The 15,493-nt window shown below is 72.2% G+C and carries 13 protein-coding genes and 1 pseudogene; 3 read left to right on the top strand and 11 right to left on the bottom strand.

The window, feature by feature from the left end; all coding sequences use genetic code 11:
* Positions 1-147 precede the first annotated feature (147 nt).
* On the top strand, positions 148-1,212 hold the full coding sequence (locus EAO73_RS02075; RefSeq protein ID WP_147969729.1) for a biotin/lipoate A/B protein ligase family protein: 1,065 nt from the start codon (positions 148-150) through the stop codon (positions 1,210-1,212).
* Here EAO73_RS02075 and EAO73_RS02070 read toward each other — a convergent pair.
* Both EAO73_RS02070 and EAO73_RS02065 read right to left on the bottom strand, forming a co-directional pair.
* Positions 1,209-2,699, bottom strand: coding sequence for an amidase (locus EAO73_RS02070; protein WP_147969728.1), 1,491 nt, complete (start codon positions 2,697-2,699; stop codon positions 1,209-1,211). The genes EAO73_RS02075 and EAO73_RS02070 overlap by 4 nt on opposite strands.
* Positions 2,700-2,813: 114 nt before the next feature.
* Entirely contained in the window at positions 2,814-3,167 is a 354-nt protein-coding gene (locus EAO73_RS02065; RefSeq protein WP_147969727.1) for a hypothetical protein, read from the bottom strand.
* A 275-nt stretch (positions 3,168-3,442) separates the two neighbouring features.
* On the opposite strand from EAO73_RS02065, the gene EAO73_RS02060 reads away from it, so the two are divergent.
* Entirely contained in the window at positions 3,443-4,216 is a 774-nt protein-coding gene (locus EAO73_RS02060; RefSeq protein WP_147969726.1) for a hypothetical protein, read from the top strand.
* Here the strand turns inward: EAO73_RS02060 and EAO73_RS02055 are convergent.
* From EAO73_RS02055 to EAO73_RS02020, 8 genes are all read right to left on the bottom strand, one after another.
* Complete coding sequence (locus EAO73_RS02055) at positions 4,179-5,738, bottom strand: NCS1 family nucleobase:cation symporter-1 (RefSeq protein WP_147969725.1); 1,560 nt, start codon at positions 5,736-5,738, stop codon at positions 4,179-4,181. The two genes, EAO73_RS02060 and EAO73_RS02055, sit on opposite strands and share 38 nt — an antisense overlap.
* A gap of 94 nt (positions 5,739-5,832) precedes the next feature.
* Positions 5,833-6,849, bottom strand: coding sequence for a TIGR03842 family LLM class F420-dependent oxidoreductase (locus tag EAO73_RS02050; RefSeq protein ID WP_147969724.1), 1,017 nt, complete (start codon positions 6,847-6,849; stop codon positions 5,833-5,835).
* Between the two features lie 11 nt (positions 6,850-6,860).
* Positions 6,861-8,261: a dihydropyrimidinase gene (gene hydA, locus EAO73_RS02045; protein ID WP_147969723.1), complete on the bottom strand. Its 1,401-nt coding sequence runs from the start codon at positions 8,259-8,261 to the stop codon at positions 6,861-6,863.
* An 80-nt stretch (positions 8,262-8,341) separates the two neighbouring features.
* Positions 8,342-9,625, bottom strand: coding sequence for an aspartate aminotransferase family protein (locus EAO73_RS02040; RefSeq protein ID WP_147969722.1), 1,284 nt, complete (start codon positions 9,623-9,625; stop codon positions 8,342-8,344).
* Positions 9,622-10,464: a nitrilase-related carbon-nitrogen hydrolase gene (locus tag EAO73_RS02035; protein WP_147969721.1), complete on the bottom strand. Its 843-nt coding sequence runs from the start codon at positions 10,462-10,464 to the stop codon at positions 9,622-9,624. Before EAO73_RS02035 ends, EAO73_RS02040 begins: the two co-directional genes overlap by 4 nt.
* Positions 10,465-10,636: 172 nt before the next feature.
* Entirely contained in the window at positions 10,637-11,941 is a 1,305-nt protein-coding gene (locus EAO73_RS02030) for a hypothetical protein (protein ID WP_191133898.1), read from the bottom strand.
* Positions 11,942-12,087: 146 nt separating this feature from the next.
* Positions 12,088-12,468 (bottom strand): PPOX class F420-dependent oxidoreductase, encoded by a 381-nt coding sequence (locus EAO73_RS02025; RefSeq protein ID WP_147969720.1) that lies wholly within the window; start codon positions 12,466-12,468, stop codon positions 12,088-12,090.
* Positions 12,469-12,486: 18 nt separating this feature from the next.
* Complete coding sequence (locus EAO73_RS02020; protein ID WP_147969719.1) at positions 12,487-12,756, bottom strand: helix-turn-helix domain-containing protein; 270 nt, start codon at positions 12,754-12,756, stop codon at positions 12,487-12,489.
* Between the two features lie 55 nt (positions 12,757-12,811).
* Here EAO73_RS02020 and map point away from each other — a divergent pair, with 55 nt between their 5' ends.
* Positions 12,812-13,579, top strand: coding sequence for a type I methionyl aminopeptidase (map, locus tag EAO73_RS02015; RefSeq protein ID WP_147969718.1), 768 nt, complete (start codon positions 12,812-12,814; stop codon positions 13,577-13,579).
* A gap of 42 nt (positions 13,580-13,621) precedes the next feature.
* Here the strand turns inward: map and ggt are convergent.
* A pseudogene (gene ggt, locus EAO73_RS02010) lies at positions 13,622-15,479 on the bottom strand (gamma-glutamyltransferase).
* Positions 15,480-15,493: the final 14 nt, after the last annotated feature.

The raw sequence follows: 15,493 nt of genomic DNA, 5'->3' as shown, positions 1-15,493 counted from the left end.
AACAGCCCGGACAGATCATGATTTGTACGTAATCGCTCGCTGCCGGTCGGCGGGCCGGTCGCCGGACTATTCCGCGTGACGGTGGCGTTGTGCCTGGTCGGAGCCCGTACGTCGGCGAGCGGGCCGGGCGGAAGTGGAGGCAGGGCTGTGCACGGTGAGTACAAGATCCCCGGCGGCAAGCTGGTCGTGGTGGACCTGGAGGTCGAGGGCGGCGCACTGCGCGACGTCCGGGTGGCCGGTGACTTCTTCCTGGAGCCGGACGAGGCGATCCTCGCGATCGACGCGGCACTGGAGGGCGCCCCCGCGACCACCGACACGGTGGCCCTCGCGGCCCGCATCGACGCGGCGCTCCCGGAGTCGACGGTGATGCTCGGCCTCACCTCGGAGGGCGTCGCCGTCGCCGTACGCCGGGCGCTGGCGCACGCCACGGAGTGGAGCGACTACGACTGGCAGCTCATCCACGACGCCCCGCAGTCCCCGGCCCTGCACATGGCGCTCGACGAGGTAATCACGGCGGAGGTCGCGGCGGGCAGGCGCCCGCCGACGCTGCGGGTGTGGGAGTGGGACGCGCCCGCGGTGATCATCGGCAGCTTCCAGTCCCTGCGCAACGAGGTGGACGCCGAGGGCGTCGACCGCCACGGCGTCACGGTGGTCCGGCGGATCTCCGGGGGCGGCGCGATGTTCGCGGAGCCGAGCAGCACCATCACGTACTCGCTCGCGGTGCCCCAGTCCCTGGTCTCCGGGCTCTCCTTCGCCGACAGCTACGCGTATCTGGACGACTGGGTGCTCGAAGCCCTCGGGGACATGGGCATCAAGGCGTGGTACCAGCCGCTCAACGACATCGCCACCGAGGTCGGCAAGATCGCCGGGGCGGCGCAGAAGCGCGTGGTCGGCCCGGACGGCGGCCCCGGCGCGGTGCTGCACCACGTGACCATGTCGTACGACATCGACGCCGACAAGATGCTGGAGGTGCTGCGCATCGGCAAGGAGAAGATGTCCGACAAGGGCACGAAGAGCGCCAAGAAGCGCGTCGACCCGTTGCGCCGCCAGACCGGCCTGCCGCGCCAGGCCGTCATCGAGCGGATGATCGAGTCCTTCAGCAACCGGCACGGGCTGACCAGGGGCGAGGTGACGCCGGAGGAGCTGGCTCGTGCGCAGGACCTGGTGCGCACGAAGTTCTCCAGCGACGAGTGGACGGCCCGTGTGCCCTAACCCAGGGGCGGCGGCCGGTGGTCGTGCCAGCGCAGGTCCGCCTCCAGCTGGGCGGCCAGCGATACGAGCCGTTCCTCGCTGCGGGACGGGCCGAGGAGCTGGGCGCCGACCGGGAGGCCGTCCCGGGTGAAGCCGGCCGGGACGTTCACACCGGGCCAGCCGAGCACGTTCCACGGCCAGGCATACGGGCACGCCTCGGTGATCGCGACATCGGTGCGCCAGGCGCTCAGCCCGTCGAACGTGCCGATACGGGGCGGGGGCAGCGCGGTCGTCGGCGTGAGCAGCACGTCGAACCCGGCCCCGCCCCGCCCCCGGTGGAACAGCGCCCCGATCCGCCGGTGCTGGTGCACCTCGCGGGCGCGGGCGGCCCGCACCACCCGGCCGCCGAGCCGGGTGCCGGTGCGCAGAGCACTGCGGGTGCGCGCGTCCAGGAGCGCGGGCTCGGGGTGCAGGGCCGCGAGTTCGGCAATGCCGGCGGTGGCGCGGGGCACGAAGCCGAGGCCGATCAGCCCGTAGCGTGGCCGGGCCTCCACCACGTCGTGGCCGAGCCGGGCCAGCGCCTCCGCGAGCGCGGTGACCGCGCGGCGCACCTCGGGGTGGGGCGCCGTGCCGGTGAGGGTGAGCGGGGGCCGCCAGGCGAGCGCGATGCGCAGCCGGCCCGGATCGCGGCGGGCTGCGGCCGAGGCGTCCACGGGCGGCGGCCGGTGCGGGTCCTCCGGATGCGGCCCGGCGACGGCGTCGAGCAGCAGGGCGGCGTCCTCCACGGTCCTGGCCAGCGGGCCGTTGACGGTGAGGCCCTGGAAGGCGTCGCTGTGCGGGTGCACGGAGATCCGGCCGCGCTGCGGTTTGATGCCGACGAGATGGGTCCACGCGGCGGGGATGCGGACGGAGCCGGCGCCGTCCGAACCGAGGGCGGCGGGCACCAGGCCCGCGGCGACGGCGGCGGCCGAACCGCCGGACGAGCCGCCGGGGGTGTGGCCGGTGTGCCACGGGTTACGGGTGGCGCCGAACGCGGCGCCCTCGGTGAAAGGCCACTGGCCCAGCTCGCAGGAGTTGGTCTTGCCGACGATCACGGCCCCGGCCGCCCGCAGCCTGCGGACGGCCTCGCTGTCCGCGTCGGCCGCGACCCGGTCCCCCGCGCAGCCGAAGTGGGTGGGCATCCCGGCGACATCGGTGTCGTCCTTGACCGCGACCGGCACCCCGAGCAGCGGCAGCCTCTCCCCCGCGGCGAGCCTGCGGTCCGCCTCGGCCGCCTCGGCGAGCGCGGCCTCGGTGCGCAGGTGGCGGAAGGCGTTGAGGGTGCCCTGGCTCGCCGCGATCCGGGTCAGCGCCGCGGTGACGAGTTCCGTGGAGGTGACCCGCCCGTCCGCGAGGGCCCGCACACTGCCGGCGAGCCCTCGCTGGGCGGTGTCCAGGGATTCCGCAGCCGGGGCCGCCGGGTCCGGCACAGGTTCTTCGGCCGTTCGGGTGGTGTGGGCTGAGGACATGGGCGGCTCGCCTCCTCGTACCGGCAGGTGCGTCAGTGCACCTGTCCGCGCGAACGGACTTACTGGAGGGTAACGAGTGGGCGCGCCGCCCTCAACCGTTCGGTACGAGGGTCCTTACGGCTGCACGCTGATCTCGCCGATGCCGGTGCCGAGGCCGGCGCAGTGCGCGGTGGACTGGCCGGACTGGCCCGGTGCAAGGGTGACGTGCTCGCCGTCCACGTCCGGCGACCAGCCGCAGACCAGGTGTACCCAGAACGTCTGCGTGCTGGAACCGTTGTTCCTGCACAGCGCGTAGCCGGTGTAGTCGTCGATCGCGTGCTTGCCCGTCTCGCAGGACAGGCCGGGCGGCGTGGCGGCGGCCGTGGCCGCGGTGGCGAGACCGCCCGCCACGGCGAGGGCCGTGGACAGGCCGGTGACGGCGGCACCGCGCAGCGCGGCACGGGACAGGCTCTCCAGGGTCTTCTTCATGGTGCCCTTTCGGTGGTGACCGCCCGTGACCGCCGTGGCGGTCCGCGAACGGTCTCGTTCGGCTCTGGTGCGGGTGGGCGCCGGTAGCGGACCGCCCGCGGCCTGCCTAACCCGGGGGCGCCGGAAAACGTCACGCTGCGTAGACGCCACCGTGCCGACGCGCCGGGGCGCCGGTACGCCGAACGGGCGGTGTTCACTCCCCCGGCGTACGCTCGACTGGACCGGACAGCGGTCACCCGGCAGTACCCCACGACCCTTCCCTCCGAGGAGGCGACGTGACCGGTTCCCCCTTCGGCACCCGCCCGGCCGCCTGGGCCGCCGCGTTCCTGATCGGCGCCGCCGGCACCGGCGTCCTCGGCGGCGTGGCCCATGCGGAGGACATCGACCATCTCACCGCGCAGCAGATCGCCGACCGCTCGCGGGACGCGCTGCTCGGCGCGAACTCCCTGCATGTGTCCACGCGGGGCGATCTCGGCAAGGGCAGCCCGTCCATGTCCCTGGACCTGACCGTGGACCGGCACGGCAACTGCAACGGGTCGGTGGACCTGGGCAGCAGCCAGGGCTCGGTGCTCATCGTGAAGCGCGGCGACGACGTGTGGCTCAAACCGGACGCGGACTTCTGGAAGAACCAGGTGCCCAACGGCGGTTCGGCCTTCGCGGCGATCGTGGGCGACCGCTATCTGAAGGCGCCCGCCGACAGTCCGCGGCTGCGCGGCCTGACGAAGGCGTGCGACCTCAACACCTTCCAGAAGCTGGTCAGCGACAACGCGAACGACGACACCGGCACCCTCAACAAGGGCCCGAAGACCACGCTCGGCGAGAACCCCGTCGTGCCGCTGACCCGGATGCGCGGCGACATGACGCTGACCGTGGACGTGGCGGCGACCGGCAAGCCCTATCCGCTGCGGCTCTCGCTGCACGGCGGGGACGGCACGGACGCGGTGGTGAACCTGTCGGCCTTCGACGAACCGGTGCCGAGGAACACGCCGTCACCCGCCGACTCGTACGACGTCAGCGCGCTGCTGAGCCGGACCTCCGCCCCGACGTGATCTCCGCGCGGCCCGCCATCAGCGCGACGTACACGACGAGCGACGCCGCGAGGCCCACCGCCCAGCCGTAGTCGGCGAGGGGCTTCAGGAACGGGATGACGCCGTCCGAGGGGAAGGGTCCCTCGCCCGGCTTCGAGTGCGAGCCGCCGATGGCCAGCACACCGCCCACCGCGAACGCGGTGACGGCACGCCAGTTCCAGCCGCCCGTGTACCAGTAGCGCCCGCCGGGCCGGTAGAGGTCCGCCAGGTCGAGCACGGTGCGGCGGACGATCCAGTAGTCGGCGATCAGGATGCCCGCGACCGTACCGAGCAGCCCGCCGACCAGGCCGAGCCAGGTGAAGATGTACAGCTCGGGCGTCTCGGTGAGCTTCCACGGCATGATCACGACGCCGACGACCCCGGTGATCAGTGCCCCCGTGCGGAAGCTGATGAACTTCGGCGCGAGGTTCGCCAGGTCGTACGCCGGTGAGACCACGTTCGCCGCGATGTTCACGGAGATGGTCGCGACCAGGACGGTCACCAGGGCGTAGAGGAGTCCGAAGACGTTGTCGGTGTGGGCGACCAGTTCGACCGGGTCCCAGACGGCCTTGCCGTAGACGGCCTGGGAGCCGGAGGTGACGAGGACCGAGAGCAGTGCGAACAGGGTCATCGTGGTGGGCAGGCCGAGCGACTGGCCCCGGATCTGTGCGCGTTGGCCGGCGCCGAAGCGGGTGAAGTCGGGGATGTTGAGGGAGAGCGTGGCCCAGAAGGCGATCATGCCCATCAGGGACGGGAAGAAGACGGGCCAGAAGTCCTTGCCCCAGCCCAGCTCCGACGGCTGGTCGAGCAGCGGCCCGAAGCCGCCGGCCTTGACCGCGATCCACACCAGCAGCACCACCGCGCCGACGATGACGAACGGCGCCGCCCAGTTCTCGAACCGGCGCAGGGCGTCCATCCCCCGGTAGATGATGGCGAGTTCGAGCACCCAGAAGAGCACGAAGCACAGCCAGAGCGTCCACGGCTGTCCGCCGATCTCGGACGCCTCGGCCCAGCCGCCGAACACCTTGCCGAGCAGCGTGAAGATGCCCACGCCGCCGATCCAGGTCTGGATGCCGAACCAGGCGCAGGCGACCGCCGCACGGATCAGGGCCGGGAGGTTGGCGCCGCGCAACCCGAACGACGCCCGCGCCAGCACCGGGAAGGGGATGCCGTACTTGGGTCCGGCGTGGCCGGTGAGCAGCATGGGCCCGAGCACGATCAGGTTGGCGAGCGCGATGGTGAAGACGGCCTGCTTCCAGTCCATGCCGAGCGCGACGAGACCGGAGGCGAGCAGCCAGGACGGGATGTTGTGGGCCATGCCGACCCACAGGGCGGTGAAGTTGTACGTGGTCCAGACGCGCCGCGCGAGTGGGACGGGCAGCAGGTCGGCGTTGACGAACCGGTTGTCGTCGGGGACGGCGCCGGGGGCGAGTTCGACGCGGTCGGAGGACGCCGGTATGGGTTCCGGTGCGGAGGACGGGGACGGAGGTGCGGTCGATGTCATGGCGGCTGGACCCTTCGCTCGGGGCGGTGCCGTGCGGGGCGGGGCGCGGGGGGTTTCGCGTGCGACCGGGGGGTGCGTACGACCGTGGGGGCGGTCAGTGGGTGAGGGCGGGGATGACGGCGGAGCCGTAGGCGTCGATGGTTGCTTCGCGGGCGTCGTGCATGTTGTACACCGCGAACTGGTCGACGCCCAGACCCTTGAGGTGTCTCAGCTTCTCGACCTGGGCGGCGGCCGGGCCGAGCAGGCAGAAGCGGTCCACGATGGTGTCCGGGACGAACGCGGTGTCGGGGTTCCCGGCACGCCCGTGGTGGCTGTAGTCGTAGCCCTGCCGGTCCTTGATGTACGCGGTCAGCTCGTCCGGGACGAGGTCCGAGTGCTCGCCGTACCTGGCGACGAGGTCCGCGACGTGGTTGCCGACCATCCCGCCGAACCAGCGGCACTGGTCACGGGCGTGGGCCAGGGCCTCGGGCGAGTCGTCATCGGTGACGTAGGCGGGGGCGGCGACGCAGATGGTGACGGAGTCGGGGTCGCGTCCGGCGCCGGCCGCCGCCTCCCGTACCGCCTTGATCATCCACTCCGTGAGGTACGGGTCCGCGAGCTGGAGGATGAAGCCGTCGGCCTTCTGTCCGGCGAGCGCGAGGGCCTTGGGGCCGTAGGCGGCCATCCAGACGGGGAGCTTTCCGTCCTTGATCCAGGGGATGCGGATGGGGTTGCCGTCCACCTCGGCCTCGCGGCCCTCCGCCAGGTCGCGGATGACGTCGATGGCCTCGCCGAGCCGGGCCAGGGTGTTGGGCGGGCGCCCGGCGACGCGCATCGCGGAGTCGCCCCGGCCGATCCCGCACACGGTCCGGTTGCCGTACATGTCGTTGAGGGTGGCGAAGGTGGAGGCGGTGACCTCCCAGGTGCGGGTGCCCGGGTTGGTGACCATGGGGCCGACGACAAGGCGGTCGGTGTGTTCGAGGATGCTGCTGTAGATGACGAACGGCTCCTGCCAGAGCACCGCCGAGTCGAAGGTCCAGCCGTAGCGGAACCCGTTGCGTTCGGCGCGGCGCATCAGGCTGATCACGGCCGATGCGGGCGGGTCCGTCTGGAGGACGAGTCCGAAGTCCATGCCCGTTGCTCCTAGTTCAGATACTGACAGGTGGCGCGTGGGGTGTAGCTGCCGTGGCCGGCGCGCCCGGTGTACGTGCGGTTGTCGATGACGACCTCGCCGCGCGAGAGCACCGTCTCGACCTGGCCGGTGAGCTGCTTCCCCTCGTACGCCGAGTAGTCGACGTTCATGTGGTGGGTCTCGGCGGACACCGTCTGCCGGGCGGCCGGGTCGTAGACGACGATGTCCGCGTCCGCGCCGGGCGCGATCGTGCCCTTCTTGGGGTAGAGGCCGAACATCCGGGCCGGGGAGGCGCAGGCGATCTCGATCCAGCGGCGGCGCGAGATGTGCCCGTCCACCACGGCCTGGTGCAGCAGGTCCATACGGTTCTCGACGCCCGGCATGCCGTTGGGGATCTTCGAGAAGTCGCCCCGCCCCATTTCCTTCTGCCCGGAGAAGCAGAACGGGCAGTGGTCCGTGGAGACGACCTGGAGTTCGTTGTTGCGCAGACCGCGCCACAGGACCTCCTGGTGCTCCCGGGGCCGCAGCGGGGTGGAGCAGACGTACTTGGCGCCCTCGAAGTCCGGTTCGGCGAGGTTGTCGGTGGAGAGGAAGAGGTACTGCGGGCAGGTCTCGCCGAAGACGGGCAGCCCCTTGTGGCGGGCGGCGGCGATCTCGGCGACGGCCTCGTCGGCGGAGACGTGGACGACGTACAGCGGTGAGCCGGCGACGCGCGCGAGCTGGATCGCGCGGTGCGTGGCCTCGGCCTCCAGCGCCACCTTGCGCACGTCCCCGTGGTAGCGCGGATCGTTGCGGCCGGCGGCGAGCGCCTGTTCGACGAGGACGTCGATGGCGATGCCGTTCTCCGCGTGCATCATGATCAGGCCGCCGTTGGACTCGGCCCGCTGCATGGCGCGCAGGATCTGCCCGTCGTCGCTGTAGAAGACACCGGGGTAGGCCATGAACAGTTTGAAGGACGTGATGCCCTCCGCCACCAGGAGGTCCATCTCCTTGAGCGAGGACTCGTTCACGTCGGCGAGGATCATGTGGAAGGCGTAGTCGATGGCGCAGTTGCCGTCCGCCTTGGCGTACCAGGCGTCCAGGCCCTCGCGCAGGGAACCCCCGACGGACTGGATGGCGAAGTCGACGATGGTGGTGGTGCCGCCCCAGGCCGCGGCGCGGGTGCCGGTCTCGAAGGTGTCGGCGGCGTAGGTGCCGCCGAACGGCATCTCCATGTGGGTGTGCGCGTCGACGCCGCCCGGGATGACGTACTTGCCGGTGGCGTCGATGGTCCGGCCGGCGGTCCAGCCGGCCGCCTCGTCGCTGTCGTGGGCGGCGAGCGCGGCGATGCGCCCGCCGTCGACGAGGACGTCCGCGTGCATCTCGTCCGACGCGGTGACGACCAGGCCGCCGCGGATGACGGTACGGCTCATGAGTACCCCTCCTCGTTGTCCTGCGGGTGGAGCGCCGGTGCGGGCCCTGCCGGGCCCCGCACCGGCGCCGTGGTCAGCGGTCAGCCCACCGCGCGCAGCGCGTCGGCAAGGATCTCCGCGCCCTCCTCCGCCTCCGGGATGGCGAGCGAGAGGGGCGGGGCGATGCGCAGGACGCTGGTGTTGTGGCCGCCGCCCTTGCCGATGAGGAGTCCGCCCTCGCGGGCCGCCTCCAGGACGCCCGCGGCCGCTTCCGGGTCGGCCTCATCGGTGCCGGGCCTCACCAGTTCGATGCCGATCATCAGGCCCCGGCCGCGCACCTCGCGTACCCGCTCCGAGGTGACGCCGATCGCGCGCAGCCGCTCGATGAGCAGACCGCCGACGCGGCGGGCGTTGCCCTGGAGGTCGTGTTCGAGGAGGTACGACAGGTTGGCGAGGCCGGCCGCCATGGTGACCGGGGAACCGCCGAACGTCGAGATGGAGTTGGCGTCCAGGCAGTTCATGACCTCGGCGCGGGCGACGACACCGCCGATGGACATGCCGTTGCCGATGCCCTTGGCGAAGGTGAGGATGTCCGGCGGCCCGTTCTGGGCGTGGGCCTGCCAGCCCCAGAAGTGTTCGCCGGAGCGACCCCAGCCCGTCTGCACCTCGTCGGAGATCCACAGCACGCCGTGCCGGTTCAGGACCTCGCGGAACGCGCCGTACAGGCCGTCGGGCGGTGAGGTGAAGCCGCCGACGCCCTGGATGGGTTCGGCGATCAGGGCGGCGGGGGTCCTGGTGTGGCCGAGCAGGTCCTCCAGGTCCGCCACGCAGGCGGCGGTGAACTCCTCGTCGCTCAGGTGCGCGTAGGGGCCGCGGTTGCGGACGCCGCCGTGCACGTACAGGGTCTGGAGCGGTGAGAGGCTGGTGGGCGACCACGCGTTGTTGCCGGTGATGGAGACGGCGGAGAAGGACCGGCCGTGGTAGCTGTTGCGCATCGCGAGGATCTGGTTCGACCTGCGGTACGTGGTGGCCAGGAGCAGGGCCGTGTCGTTGGCCTCGGTGCCGGACGTGGTGAAGAAGACCCGGGCGTCGGGGATGCCGGAGAGCGAGGCGACGCGTTCGGCCAGCTCGATCATCGGGCGGTTGAGGTAGAGCGTGGAGGAATGGATGATCCGGGCGGCCTGCTCACTGACGGCCTTGGTGACCTCGGGCAGGGCGTGGGCGGTCATGGTGGTGAGGATGCCGCCGAAGAAGTCGAGGTAGCGGTTGCCGTCGGCGTCCCAGACGTGACGGCCCTCGCCGTGGGTGATCTCCAGCGGGTGCCGGTAGTAGAGCGCCAGCCACTCGGGGCTGACGGCGAGGTGGCGGTGGTGGAGGCTGCTCACGGCTCGACCAGCCCCTCGTACGCGTCGGGCCGTCGGTCCCGGTAGAACGCCCACTGCTGCCGGACCTCGTCGATGAGCCCGAAGTCCAGGTCCCGGACGAGGAGTTCTTCTTCCTTGTCGCTGGCGACGTCACCGACGAACTGACCGCGCGGGTCCACGAAGTAGCTGGTGCCGTAGAAGTCGTTGTCGCCGTACTCCTCCTGGCCGACGCGGTTGATCGCGGCGATGAAGTACTCGTTGGCGACGGCGGACGCGGGCTGTTCCAGCTGCCAGAGGTAGGCGGACAGGCCGCGCGAGGTCGCGGACGGGTTGTAGACCAACTGCGCTCCGTTGAGGCCCAGTTGCCGCCATCCCTCGGGGAAGTGCCGGTCGTAGCAGATGTACACGCCCACTCTGCCGACCGCGGTGTCGAAGACGGGCCAGCCGGCGTTGCCGGGTTTGAAGTAGTACTTCTCCCAGAAGCCCTTGACCTGCGGGATGTGGTGCTTGCGGTACTTGCCGAGGTAGGAGCCGTCCGCGTCGATCACGGCGGCGGTGTTGTAGTAGAAGCCGGACTGCTCCAGCTCGAAGACCGGGACGACGATCACCATGCCGGTCTCACGGGCCAGGTCCTGCATCCGCCGCACGGTCGGGCCGTCCGGCACCGCCTCGGCCCAGCGGTAGTGCTCCGGCTCCTGCACCTGGCAGAAGTAGGGGGCGTTGAACACCTCCTGGAAGCCGATGATCTGCGCCCCCTGCCGGGCGGCCTCGCGGGCGTGTTCCTCATGCTTGGCGATCATGGATTCGGTGTCGCCGGTCCAGGTCGCCTGGACGAGTGCGGCGCGTACGACGTGGGACATGAGCTGCTCCTTCGACGCGGCGTCAGAGAGCCTCTTCGTGCTTCTTCTACGCCCGTAGACACGTGCGTACGGGAGAACGTAAGCCCCGTCACACCGCGGGGCAAGACCATCGCCGTGAACCAGCTGAGTCGATCATGTTTCACACCCGTGCGGGCCAGTGCGGGCGCGCGCCTCAGCCGAGGCCGGCCACGCGCAGGGCGTGTTCGACGCCGCGCTCGCGCGCCTCGGACACCGTCCGGGCCGCCGCGAGCAGTTGCGGGACGAGCCGCGGCGGGTCACTCTCCGCGACCCTGGCAGCCTCCTGCGGCGAGCGCACCCGGACGAAGGCGCCGAGCAGCGTCTGCGTCAGCGGACCGCGGCCCGCCCGGTCGAGCGCGGCCGCCGCCTCGGCGATCTCGGCGGCCGGACGCGCGACGCCCTGGCGCAGGAGCTGCCCGCAGTCCTCGGCGCGCCCCGCGGCCGCGAGCGCGTCCACCGCGGCCGCGAGTCCGTCCGGCGGCAGCGAGGCGACCTCCCACAGCAGGGTCGCCCAGTCCGCGCCGAGGCCCGCCCGGTGCAGCTCGACGGCCAGGAGCGGCAGCCGGTGCGCGGGGAGCGCCGCCGCCTCGCAGAGCACGGCGTGCGCCTCGCCGCTGCGGCCCTCGGTCCGCAACCGGAGCAGCGCGCCGACGGTGGCCTGCGCGAACCGGAGGGCGGCCGGGTCCGGCGAGGCCGTGGTCCGCTCCGCGCGCTCCGTGGCGGGTGCGCCGCCGAAGCGGGCGCCGCGTGGTGACGCGTCCGGTACGGCGGGCAGGACGGGCGCCTCGCCGGCGACGCCGCCCCTGTCCTCGGCCTCCAGCCCGGCGAACCGCGCCCCGGTCGGCTTCCGCTTCCGGGCGGACGAGGCGTCGCGGGACGCCGTGCTGGGCACGGGGGCGGGCGCGGGCTCATGTTCCGAGGCCGCTGGGGCGTGGCTCCTCGGGGGCTCCGAGCCCGCGCCGATGCGGTCCGGGGGCCGGGGCACGGCGGACAGGCGCCGGCGGAGTTCCGCGCACCGGGCCGAGGCGCGGGTATGATCGTCGCGGGCCCAGGCGAGTGCTTCGGCGGCCGGGTCCCCGCTCCCCTCCTCCTGGGCCGCCCGCAGCCGCTCGGCGGCGTACGCCTGCTCGCGGAGCATGAGACCGAGCCGCTCCACCAGCTGTGCGCGCCCGCCGGGACGGCGGTCGTGGCTGAGGGCGCAGTCCGCGTGGAGCCGGGCGGCACGCGTCGCCGCCTGCTCCGCGTACGCGGCGCCCCGCACCTCCACCAGGTCCGAGAAGAGCGCTTCCACCACGTCCCAGGGCGGCAGCTCCACGCCGTCCAGACAGGCGTCCATCCCGGCGGGATCGCGTCGGCGGAAGACCCCGTACCAGCCTCGTCCGGGATCGAGGAGCGCCACCAGCTCCCGCAGGTACCGCGCGAACTCCTGTACCGATACCGCCTCTTGATGCACCGTCACCGTCGCCTTAGGCCGCCGTCGGCTGGAACCCTCCAGTCCGGGGCATTCGACCGCAGCCGTGTTACGGGACGGCTACACGCACTTTGCGGGTCCGATGCGGTGCGGATCCCGGGCAGTGCAGAGGCGAGGCAGTACGGGTGCGGGCGTCAGAAGGTGATGGCGATCCCGGTGTGCGGGCGCTTGCCGAGCCGGACGATCATCGCCGGGTAGTCGAGCAGCCAGTACTTCCAGGTGTACTTGCGGCCGATGGCCCGGCGCACGGCGGCCGTTCCCCGTTCGTCGAGCAGCCTGCCGGTCCCGTCGGCGCCGGCCGCGCCCTCCTCGATACGGCCGCGCACGTCGCAGACGGTGACCCGGACCCGGCTGTCGTTGCGCAGCCGCTTGACCTTCCAGGAGTCGGTCCTGGTCCAGACGAACAGTTCGTCGCCGTCGACCGCCGCCCAGACCGGGGTGGCGACGGGCGTGCCGTCCTTGCGGTACGTGGTGAGGCTGACGTACTCGCTGCGCGCGAAGTCCTGGAGGCTCATGGGCCCAGCCTAGGCGCCCTAACCCGCCAGGGGTACGGCCGCCGGTTCCGGGACGCAGCGCAGCAGCAGCTCGTCCATGGAGAGCCCGAGCGCGCCGGCCAGGGCGGCGACGGTGAAGAACGCGGGGGTGGGGGCGCGGCCGGTCTCGATCTTCCGCAGCGTCTCGGCGGAGATCCCGGCGCGGGCGGCGATGTCGGTCATGCTGCGGGCACCGCGCGCCTCGCGCAGCAGCAGGCCGAGCCGTTCGCCGCGCAGGCGCTCTTCGGGGGTCAGGGGGGTACGGACCATGCCGTCATTCTAATACCGCTCGGACCGGTATAGTAATTGCGGTATTGTAATTGGCATGGTGCAACTCAAGACGGACACATCCATCGAAGCCATGCGTGCGGCCGGCCGCGTCGTCGCGCGGATGCTGACGGCCACCCGGGAGGCCGCCGGCGTCGGCGTCTCGCTGCGCGAACTCGACGAGGTGGCACGCGGGGTGCTGCGCGAGGCCGGCGCCGGCTCGCCGTTCCTGAACTACCGGCCGCACTTCGCCCCGGTCCCCTTCCCCGCGGTCATCTGCGCGTCGGTCAACGACGCGATCGTGCACGGCATCCCGACCGACTACCGGCTGCGCGACGGCGACCTGGTCAGCATCGACGCGGGCGCCACGCTGGACGGCTGGGCCGGCGACTCCGCGATCAGCTTCACCGTGGGCCGCGCCCGCCCCGCCGACACCCGGCTCATCGACACGGCGTACGAGGCCCTGGAGGCGGGCATCGCGGCGGCCACCGTCGGCAACCGGATCGGTGACATCGCGCACGCCATCGGCACGGTCTGCCGCACCGCCGGCTACGGCATCCCCGAGGGGTTCGGCGGGCACGGCGTGGGCCGCGAGATGCACGAGGACCCGGGCGTGCCCAACGAGGGGCGGCCGGGGCGCGGAATGCCGCTGCGGCACGGCATGGTGCTGGCCATCGAGCCGATGCTGATCGGCGGCGGGGTGGACACCTACCGGGCGGACCGCGACGGCTGGACCCTGCGCACGACGGACGGCAGCCGGGCCGCGCACGCGGAGCACACCGTGGCGATCACGGACGACGGGCCGAGGATTCTCACGGCCCTCTGAAACCCGCGCCCGCGCCCCCGTGCTTCAGTCGGTCCGCGGCGGTCAGGGCCGCCCGCTCGGCCTCACCACCATCGCCGAGCCGCCGCCGCGCCGCACCTTCTCGGCCGCGGCGAGCCATCGCCCGTCGGGCAGCCGCTGCACACCGGTCGCCGCGCCGATCTCCGGGTTGAGCTTGAAGACATGGCCGAGGGATTCCAGCTTGGCCCGCAGGGGGCTGTTCCACAGCGCCGGTTCCAGTTCGGTGGCCGGTGCGTTGCGCTGGCTGGCCCGGGGCGCCGCGATGGCGTCGACCAGCGGCAGCCCACGGTCGACCTTGCCGATCAGAGACTGGAGGACGGTCGTGATGATGGTGGCGCCGCCCGGTGAGCCCAGAGCCAGCACCGGCCGGTCGTGGTGCAGCACGATGGTGGGTGAGATGGACGAGCGGGGGCGCTTGCCGGGGCCGGGCAGGTTCGGGTCGTGGACGGCCGGGTCGGCCGGTGCGAAGGAGAAGTCGGTCAGCTCGTTGTTGAGCAGGAACCCGCGCCCCGGCACGGTGATCCCGCTGCCGCCGGTCTGCTCGATGGTCAAGGTGTACGCGACGACGTTGCCCCACTTGTCGGCGGTGGTGAGGTGGGTGGTGTTCTCCCCCTCGTACGTGGTCGGCGCGGCCTTCCCCGTGGAGCGGCAGGCCCCCGGGTGGCGCGGGTCGCCCGGCGCGAGCGGGCTGGTGAGCACCGCGTCGTCCTTGATCAGGCACTCCCGGGAATCCGCGAACCGCTGACTGAGCAGACCCTTGGTCGGCACGTCCTCGAACGCCGGGTCACCGACCCAGCGCCCACGGTCGGCGAACGCGATGCGGCTGGCCTCGATGTAACGGTGCAGGTACTGGGTCTCGCTCAGCCGCGAGAGGTCCGTGGACTCCAGGATGTTGAGGGCCTCGCCCACCGTCGTACCGCCGGACGAGGACGGCGCCATGCCGTACACGTCGAGCCCCCGGTAGTTCACCTTGGTGGGCTCCCGCCGCAGCGCGCGGTAGGAGCGCAGGTCCTTGGCGGTCAGGTCGCCGGGCCGGACGTTCCGGCCGGACGCCGGGTCGACGGGCGGCTTGCGCACGGTCCGTACGACGTCGTCGGCGAGGTCGCCCCGGTAGATCTCGTCGATGCCCTCGCGGCCGACCTGCGCGTAGGTGCGCGCGAGGTCCGGGTTCCTGAAGACCGAGCCGACCTCCGGCAGTTTCCCGCCGGGCAGGAAGAGCTTGCGGGTGGCCGGGAAGTCCCGGAACCGCGCCTCGTTGCCCGCCGTCTGCGAGCGGAACGTCTCGTCGACGACGAAGCCGTCCCCGGCCAGGCGTTCGGCGGGCTTGAGGACCTGGCGCAGCGAGGTGCTGCCCCACTCCTTCAGGGCCGTGTCCCAGGTGGCGGGTGTGCCTGGGGTGCCGACGCCGAGCCCGCTGGTCACGGCGTCCTCGAAGGCGAGCGGCTTGCCGTTCTCCAGGAACAGGGAGGAGTCGGCGCTGCGCGGTGCGGTCTCGCGGCCGTCGATGGTGCGGACGGTGCGGGTGCGGGCGTCGTAGTAGACGAAGTAGCCACCGCCGCCGAGCCCCGCCGAGTACGGCTCGGTCACCCCGAGCGCGGCGGCGGTCGCCACGGCGGCGTCGACCGCGTTGCCGCCCTTGCGCAGCACCTCGATGCCGGCGGCCGTGGCATCGGCGTCGACGCTGGAGACCGCTCCCCCGTATCCCACCGCCACGGGTGACTTGGGCGGTGGGATACGGGGGAGCGGTCGCATGTTGCATGTTAGCGGGCATTCGGCCTCAAGTTCGAGGCGGTCCTGACGAGGCCGGGGCGGCGGCCCCGACGGACACCACGGCGGCGACAACCGCCGCCAACGACACATTTCGCCTGATGGAACGTCGCACGTGCAACCTCCGGT

The organism is Streptomyces sp. col6 (genome assembly GCF_008042035.1).
Taxonomy (GTDB): Bacteria; Actinomycetota; Actinomycetes; order Streptomycetales; family Streptomycetaceae; genus Streptomyces.
This window is presented reverse-complemented; position numbering and strand designations above follow the sequence as displayed.